General features: G+C 67.4%; 7 protein-coding genes. 1 reads left to right on the forward strand and 6 read right to left on the reverse strand.

Going from position 1 to position 7,246, the window contains the following annotated elements; translation table 11 throughout:
* Positions 1-8: 8 nt before the first annotated feature.
* The 3 genes from ACXJKH_RS11515 to ACXJKH_RS11525 all read right to left on the reverse strand — a co-directional run bounded on the left by ACXJKH_RS11515 (position 9) and on the right by ACXJKH_RS11525 (position 2,598).
* Positions 9-512, reverse strand: a complete 504-nt coding sequence (locus ACXJKH_RS11515) for a putative signal transducing protein (protein ID WP_457319535.1) — start codon at positions 510-512, stop codon at positions 9-11.
* Position 513: 1 nt separating this feature from the next.
* Positions 514-1,422, reverse strand: a complete 909-nt coding sequence (gene tesB / locus ACXJKH_RS11520; protein ID WP_256777147.1) for an acyl-CoA thioesterase II — start codon at positions 1,420-1,422, stop codon at positions 514-516.
* A gap of 396 nt (positions 1,423-1,818) precedes the next feature.
* Positions 1,819-2,598 (reverse strand): enoyl-CoA hydratase/isomerase family protein, encoded by a 780-nt coding sequence (locus ACXJKH_RS11525; RefSeq protein WP_457319536.1) that lies wholly within the window; start codon positions 2,596-2,598, stop codon positions 1,819-1,821.
* A gap of 34 nt (positions 2,599-2,632) precedes the next feature.
* Here ACXJKH_RS11525 and ACXJKH_RS11530 point away from each other — a divergent pair, with 34 nt between their 5' ends.
* Entirely contained in the window at positions 2,633-3,079 is a 447-nt protein-coding gene (locus ACXJKH_RS11530; RefSeq protein WP_457319537.1) for a copper chaperone PCu(A)C, read from the forward strand.
* A gap of 254 nt (positions 3,080-3,333) precedes the next feature.
* Here ACXJKH_RS11530 and ACXJKH_RS11535 read toward each other — a convergent pair whose 3' ends face one another.
* From ACXJKH_RS11535 to uvrA, 3 genes are all read right to left on the reverse strand, one after another.
* The gene (locus tag ACXJKH_RS11535; RefSeq protein ID WP_457319538.1) at positions 3,334-4,059 is read right to left on the reverse strand and encodes an enolase; all 726 of its coding nucleotides are present in this window, start codon (positions 4,057-4,059) and stop codon (positions 3,334-3,336) included.
* 154 nt (positions 4,060-4,213) lie between these two features.
* Entirely contained in the window at positions 4,214-4,621 is a 408-nt protein-coding gene (locus ACXJKH_RS11540) for an acyl-CoA thioesterase (protein WP_457319539.1), read from the reverse strand.
* The coding region (gene uvrA / locus ACXJKH_RS11545; protein ID WP_457319540.1) for an excinuclease ABC subunit UvrA at positions 4,621-7,246 on the reverse strand (2,626 nt) is incomplete at its 5' end. The genes ACXJKH_RS11540 and uvrA, both read right to left, overlap by 1 nt.

Consider the following 7,246-nt stretch of genomic DNA (forward strand, 5'->3'; position numbering starts at 1 on the left):
GGCCGGCACTACTTGGCGGGCTGGATTCTCACCCGGACTTCGTCATCTTCCGGCGGTGCGGGCTGGGCCGGGGCGGCGGCCGGGGCCGGCTGTACCACCGGGGCAGGGGCCACGGCGGGGGCGCTGCGGTGATGCATCACCACCACCATCGCCACGGCGGCGATGACCAGCAGCAGGCCGATCCGGATCCGCCAGGCCCAGTTGCGGCGCGGCGCGACCTCGCCCACCTGGTCGCGGAAAGCGAACTCGGCGGTGGGGTGGTCGCGGCGGGTGGTTTCCAGCAGGCGCGCATCGCGCAGGATTTCGCGCGCGCGCGGCTGGTCGTTGGCGTGCACCACCCACAGGGTCGGGTGGGTGGTGTTCTTGCTGGTGTCCAGGTAGCTGAACTGACTGCCGCGCTTGCTGTGGTACGAGCGCCCGTTGGTGATGCGCACTTCGATGCCGGCGTCGCGCAGCAGCTTGGCCACGCCTTCGACGGTCTCCACGCGCTGGCTGTTGAATATCTGTCTCATGTCAGTCCTTGGCCGGCACGGCGGCGGCCGCGTCACTGTCGGGCACGACGCGGATCAGGCCTTCCTGGGCGGTGCTGGCCACCAGCAGGCCGTCGCGGGTAAAGAACTGGCCACGCGCCAGCCCGCGCGAATCCTGCGCGCTGGGGCTGTCCAGCGAATACAGCAGCCAGTCGTCGGCGCGGAACGGACGGTGGAACCAGATCGCGTGGTCGAGCGAAGCCATCTGCACGTGCGGCTGGTAATAGCTGATGCCGTGCGGGAAGGTCGCGGTGCCGAGCAGGTGGAAGTCCGACGCGTAGGCCAGCAGCGCCTGGTGCAGCTCGGGCGCATCGCCCACGGTTTCATTCAGGCGCAGCCACACCTGGTGGTAGGGCGGGCGCTTGGGCGGATGAAGTTCGTCGCGCGGGTAGACATGGCGGAACTCGAACGGGCCGCCGCGCGAGAGCCAGCGCTGCACCTTGATCGGCAGCCGCTCGAGCACTTCCGGCGGCAGCGGACGGTTGGGTTCGATGTCTTCCGGCTGCGGCACTTCGGGCATCTTGTGCTGGTGCTCGGCCCCGGTCTCGGCCTGCTGGAAGGAGGCCGCGCAGAAGAAGATCACCTTGCCGTGCTGGATCGCGGTGACCCGGCGTACCGAGAAGCTGCCACCGTCGCGGGTGCGGTCCACGTCGTAGACGATCGGGTGGTCGATGTTGCCGGCGCGCAGGAAGTAGGCATGCAGCGAATGCACGTGGCGGCCGTTGTCCACCGTTGCCTGGGCGGCCGACAGCGCCTGGCCCAGCACCTGCCCGCCGAACACGTACTTGGTGCCGATGTCGCGGCTCTGGCCACGGAACAGGTTGTCTTCCAGGCGCTCGAGCGTGAGCAGGTCGATCAGCTCGGAGACGACGGGTTCGTGCGTGTCGGACAAGGGAAGCAACCGGAAGGGGGAGGACCCGAATTATAGGGTAGTGCCGGTCGCTGGCCGCATGACGGCAATGCACTCGCGCTGCCGCCCCTGCGGTTCGCTTGGCAAACTGCGGGGTCGATGTCATTGCCATCCACGCCCCCGGCGCTTCGCGGCCGCCCCGCCCTGATTCAGAGGCTCGCTTCAGGCTGGTGGATCCCACCATGCAGCGCATGGTGGGCGGGGGCGTGGTCGCCGGCCGTGGGCCGGCACTGCCTGGTGTGTGGGCATTGCTTGGTTGCCGGCCAACGGCCGGCACTACCTGGGGTGGGCATTGCTTGGTTGCCGGCCAACGGCCGGCACTACCTTGGGTTTCGGGCATTGCTTGGTTGCCGGCCATGGGTCGGCACTACCGGAGGGTCAGCCTTTGCCGAGGCGTGCTGCGAGGGTGTGCAGTGCCTGCTGGGCGTCCGGGGCGTACCAGGCCTCGACGAAGCGGTCGAGCTGGATCAGGTCCGCGTGCAGGGCCTCGTGGAGGTCGGCGCGGGCGATCGCGCGGGTCAGCAGCATCGGCTGGCGTGGGAGTTTGAGCAGGCGCTGCAGCCAGGCCACCGCGCGCGGCACCACCTGGGCGGCGTCGGCCAGTTCGTCCACCAGCCCGATCTCCAGCGCGCGCTCGGCCGGGACCATTTCCCCGCCCACCAACAACTGGGTGGCGCGATGGTGGCCGACCACGCGGCGCATCAGGCGCTGGATGCCTTCGGGGGCGACCAGCCCCACCTGGACCTCGTTCAGCCCGATCACGGTCGGCTGCGCCGGGTCCGGGCTGCGGGCCAGGATCCGGTAGTCGCAGCACAGCGCCAGCACGCAGCCGCCGGCCGGGGCATGCCCGGTCAGCGCGGCCACCACCGGCACCCGGCATTCGGCCAGCGTGCGCACCGCGCCGAAGAACGCCTGCCAGCTGTCCAGCAGCTTGTGCCTGTCATCGCCATGGCTGAGCAGATGGGGCACGTCCATGCCGGCGCTGAAGATGCGCTCGCTGCCGGACAGCACGATGCCGTGCACGTCATCGGCCATGGCCTGGTTGAGTGCGCCGATCAGGTGGCGGCACAGCTCGGTGTCCAGCGCGTTGACCGGCGGGCGCGCCAGCCGCAGTTCGCGGATGGGGCCATGGTTGATCACCTCGATAAGCGTCGTCATGCTGCGATCTCGTTGCGGACAGGGAACTGAGGCGATGATAACCAAACCATTCGCGTGCGTATTGTTGGCCCTCTGTGCGTTCGCAACATCGGCGATCGCCGCCGAACCGGCGTGCGTGTCGGTGCGAGAAGGCTGGGTGCGGCTGCCGCCGGGGGCAATGCCGATGGCGGCGGGATATGGGCAGATCCACAATGGCTGCCGTAGCGCCGTGGTGGTGGTGGGCGCCGGCAGCAAGGCCTTCGGCGATGTGTCGCTGCACGAAACCACGCTGGTGGACGGGGTCAGCCGGATGCGCGCGGTGGAGCGGCTGCCGATCGCGGCCGGTGCCACGGTGGCGCTGAAGCCGGGCGGGCTGCACCTGATGCTGATGCAGCCGGAGGTGCCGCTCAGCGAGGGCAAGGTGTTGCCGCTGCGCCTGAGCCTGGAAGACGGGCGCAAGGTGGATGGGCAGTTGCAGGTGCGCAGTGGCGCAGCGCACTGAGCGGCCATTGGCCAGAGCTGCCGAGCATGGCTCGGCACTACCGGGATGCCTCACAGAACGAGCGCGCGTCGCGCGGCCCATGATCGCCATGCCCGGCTGCCGGCATGCGTCACAGGGTGATTGCACGTCGCGCGGCCCATGATCGCCATGCCCGGCTACCGGGATGCGTCACAGGGTGATTGCGCGTCGCGCGGCCCATGATCGGTAGAGCCGAGCCATGCTCGGCTGCCTTTTCCAAGACCCAGACGCTGCGGTTACGTCCAGTCGTAGGAAAACAGCACCGTGCGGCTGTCTGGTTCGTACAGCATCACGATCGCATCGGCGCCCGCCGCGCACCAGTTGTAACCGGCCACTTCGGCGACCGCGAAGAACGGTTTGCCGTCGCGGGTGATGCGCACGTTCTCGGCATCGTCGGGCCGGTCGCGGTCATACATCGCCGGGTCCAGTGCGATTTCGAATGCCGCCGGGATCTCTGCGGTCTCGGTCCAGTTGCCGCCGGAAATCTGCCCGCCGAGCCTGTCCAGATACGCCTGCTCGCCCGGCTCGCCATCGCCATAGCGCGAATAGCTGGCCAGGCGGCCGTGGGTCTGGAAATAGGCATGTGCCTTGGCGTAACTGTCGCGCATCTCGGCGATATGCTCCACCGCGTCGCTGTCCTGCACCTGCTCGCCGATGAAGTAGCCCACGTTGCCGAGGAAGCGCATGCGGTTGTCGGTGGTCAGTTCGAAGGCGATCCAGTTGGTACCGGTAAACGCGTTGTGGTGTTCCTGCGTGTCTTCGCCGATGCAGCCTTCATACGGCTCGATCGGGCACAGCATCGTGGCCACGGTGCCGGCCAGTTCCTGCCGCAGGATGCCCAGGTCGATGCCGATCAGCGGCAGCAGGTGCTGGGCCAGCCACGGTTGCTCCCGGGAAAAAACGTCGGCGGGGAACGGCGTCATTCCCGGAAGAAGTGTGCGGATGTCGGTCTGGTGGAACATGGCATTCCTTTGAACGAATGGCGGTAGTGCCGGCCGCTGGCCGGCATCCATGCACATCGATCCGGCGTCATGAGGGTGCCGGCCAGCGGCCGGCAATCATGCACATATCCGTCCGGGAGTCTGAGGTTGCCGGCCAGCGGCCGGCACTACCTGCTCAGGTGGACGCAGTGCGGATCGCCTCCGGCAGCGGTGCGCTCTTGCCGGTCTGGGTGTCCATCCACACCACTACCACGTTGCCGTCCGAATACAGCGTGCTGTCGTTCTTCTCGTCCACGATGCGGTGGCCGATGGTCACGCTGCTGTTGCCCAGGCGCTCGACGAACAGCTCCACCACGATGTCGTTGGGCCACACGATCGGCAGGCGATAGTTGACATTGGTGGCCGCGACCACCGGTGCTATGCGGTCGGTCATCGACACGCCTTCCACGCCCAGCATCCAGCGCACGCGCGCTTCTTCCAGGTAGGAAATGTACTTGGCGTTGTTGACGTGGCCCATGCTGTCCATGTCGCGCCAGCGCACGCTGATCGGTACGCGGGCCAGGATCTTGTGTTCGGTACTCATCAGGCGTCCTTCTTCTTCTTGCTGGCGGCGCTGGTCTTGCTGGTCTTGCTGACCTTGCCGGTGCTCTTGGCCGCCGCCGCCTTCCTGACCGGCTTCTCCGGCTTGGCCTTGCGCGGTGGGCGGGCGTCGGGCTTGTTGGCAACCGCGGCCGGTCGCTCCGGACGCGCGCTGATGGAGGGCAGCATCTTGGCCAGGAACTGACCGGTGTACGAGGTCGGGCAGGCCGCCACGTCTTCCGGCGTGCCGGTGACCAGGATGGTGCCGCCGCGATGGCCGCCTTCCGGACCCAGATCGACGATCCAGTCGGCGGTCTTGATCACGTCCAGGTTGTGCTCGATCACCACCACCGTGTTGCCTTCGTCGCGCAGCTTGTGCAGCACGCCGAGCAGCGCCTCGATGTCGTGGAAGTGCAGGCCGGTGGTCGGCTCGTCCAGGATATACAGGGTGCGGCCGGTATCGCGCCGCGACAGTTCCTTGGACAGCTTCACGCGCTGGGCCTCGCCGCCGGACAGGGTGGTCGCGCTCTGGCCCAGCTTGATGTAGCTCAGGCCCACGTCGACCAGCGTTTCCAGCTTGCGCGCGATGCTCGGCACCGGCTCGAACAGCTTCAGCGCATCTTCGACGGTCATCTGCAGCACGTCGTTGATGTTGTAGCCCTTGTACAGAATCTCCAGCGTTTCGCGGTTGTAGCGCTTGCCGTGGCACACATCGCAGGGCACGTACACGTCCGGCAGGAAGTGCATTTCCACCTTGATCAGACCATCGCCCTGGCAGGCTTCGCAGCGGCCGCCGCGCACGTTGAAGCTGAAACGCCCGGGCGAATAACCGCGTGCGCGTGCTTCGGGCACCTGCGCGTACAGCTCGCGCAGCGGCGTGAACAGACCGGTGTAGGTGGCCGGGTTCGAGCGCGGGGTGCGGCCGATCGGCGACTGGTCGATGTCCACCACCTTGTCGAACAGGTCCAGGCCCTCGACCTCCTTGTAGGGGGCGATCGCGTGCGAAGAGCCGTTGATCTCGTTGGCGGCCAGCGAGAACAGGGTGTCGTTGATCAGSGTCGACTTGCCCGAGCCGGACACGCCGGTGATGCAGGTCAGCAGGCCCGACGGAATGTCCAGGTCCACGCCCTTGAGGTTGTTGCCGCTGGCCCCGCGCAGGTGCAGGGTCATCTTCGGGTTGGGCTTGTGCCGGCGTGCCGGGATCTCGATGGCGCGCTTGCCCGACAGGTACTGTCCGGTCAGCGAGCGCGGCGAATCCAGGATGTCCTGCAGGGTGCCCTGGCCGACGATTTCGCCGCCATGCACGCCCGCGCCCGGACCGATGTCCAGCACGTAGTCGGCCAGGCGGATCGCATCTTCGTCATGCTCGACCACGATCACCGTGTTGCCCAGGTCGCGCAGGCGGGTGAGGGTGCCGAGCAGGCGCTCGTTGTCGCGCTGATGCAGGCCGATCGACGGCTCGTCCAGCACGTACATCACCCCGACCAGGCCGGCGCCGATCTGGCTGGCCAGGCGGATGCGCTGGGCTTCGCCGCCGGACAGGGTGTCGGCCTTGCGTTCCAGGGTGAGGTAATCCAGGCCCACATCGACCAGGAAGCCCAGGCGCTCGCCGATCTCCTTGACGATCTTGCCGGCGATCTCGCCGCGCCAGCCGGGCAGGGACATGCTGCTGAAGAACTTCAGCGCTTCGTCGATCGGCAGCACCACCAGTTCCGGCAGCGCACGGTCGGCAACGAACACGTTGCGCGCGGCCTTGTTCAGGCGTTGGCCGTTGCACTCGGGGCAGTTGCGCTCGCTGATGTATTTGGCCAGCTCTTCGCGCACGGCCGAGGATTCGGTTTCCTTGTAGCGGCGCTCGAGATTGGGAATGATCCCTTCGAAGCGGTGCTTGCGCTGGGTGCGGCCACCGGCTTCGGTGAAGTAGGTGAAGGTGATGGTTTCTTCGCCGCTGCCGAACAGCACCGCCTTGCGCACGTCCTCGGGCAGGCTCTGCCACACCGCATCGACATCGAACTTGTAGTGTTTGGCCAGCGAGGCGATCAGCTGGAAATAATAGGCATTGCGACGATCCCAGCCGCGCACGGCACCGGCCGACAGCGACAGCTCCGGGTGCACCACCACGCGCGAGGGGTCGAAGAACTCGGCCATGCCCAGCCCATCGCAGCCCGGGCAGGCGCCGACCGGCGAGTTGAACGAGAACAGGCGCGGTTCCAGCTCGGGCAGCGAGTAATCACAGACCGGGCAGCTGTACTTGGACGAGAACAGGTGCGCGGGCGCGTCCTCCACGTCCAGCGACTGCACCGAAACCATGCCGTCGCCCAGCTTGAGGRCGGTTTCAAAGCTCTCGGCAAGGCGCTGCTTGATGTCTTCGCGCGGACGGAAGCGGTCGATCACCGCCTCGATGGTGTGCTTCTGGCGCAGCGCCAGCGGCGGCACCGCGTCGATTTCATGCAGGGTGCCATCCACGCGCACACGCACGAAGCCCTGCGCGCGCAGTTGGTCGAACACCTGGGCATGCTCGCCCTTGCGCTCGCGGATCACCGGGGCCAGCAGCATGTAGCGCTGCTCCGGGTCCAGGGTCGGCCGATGCCGGCGTGGGCGTGACCAACCCGGGCGGCATCCGCAAGGG

It is taken from the genome of Stenotrophomonas sp. P5_B8 (genome assembly GCF_054049855.1).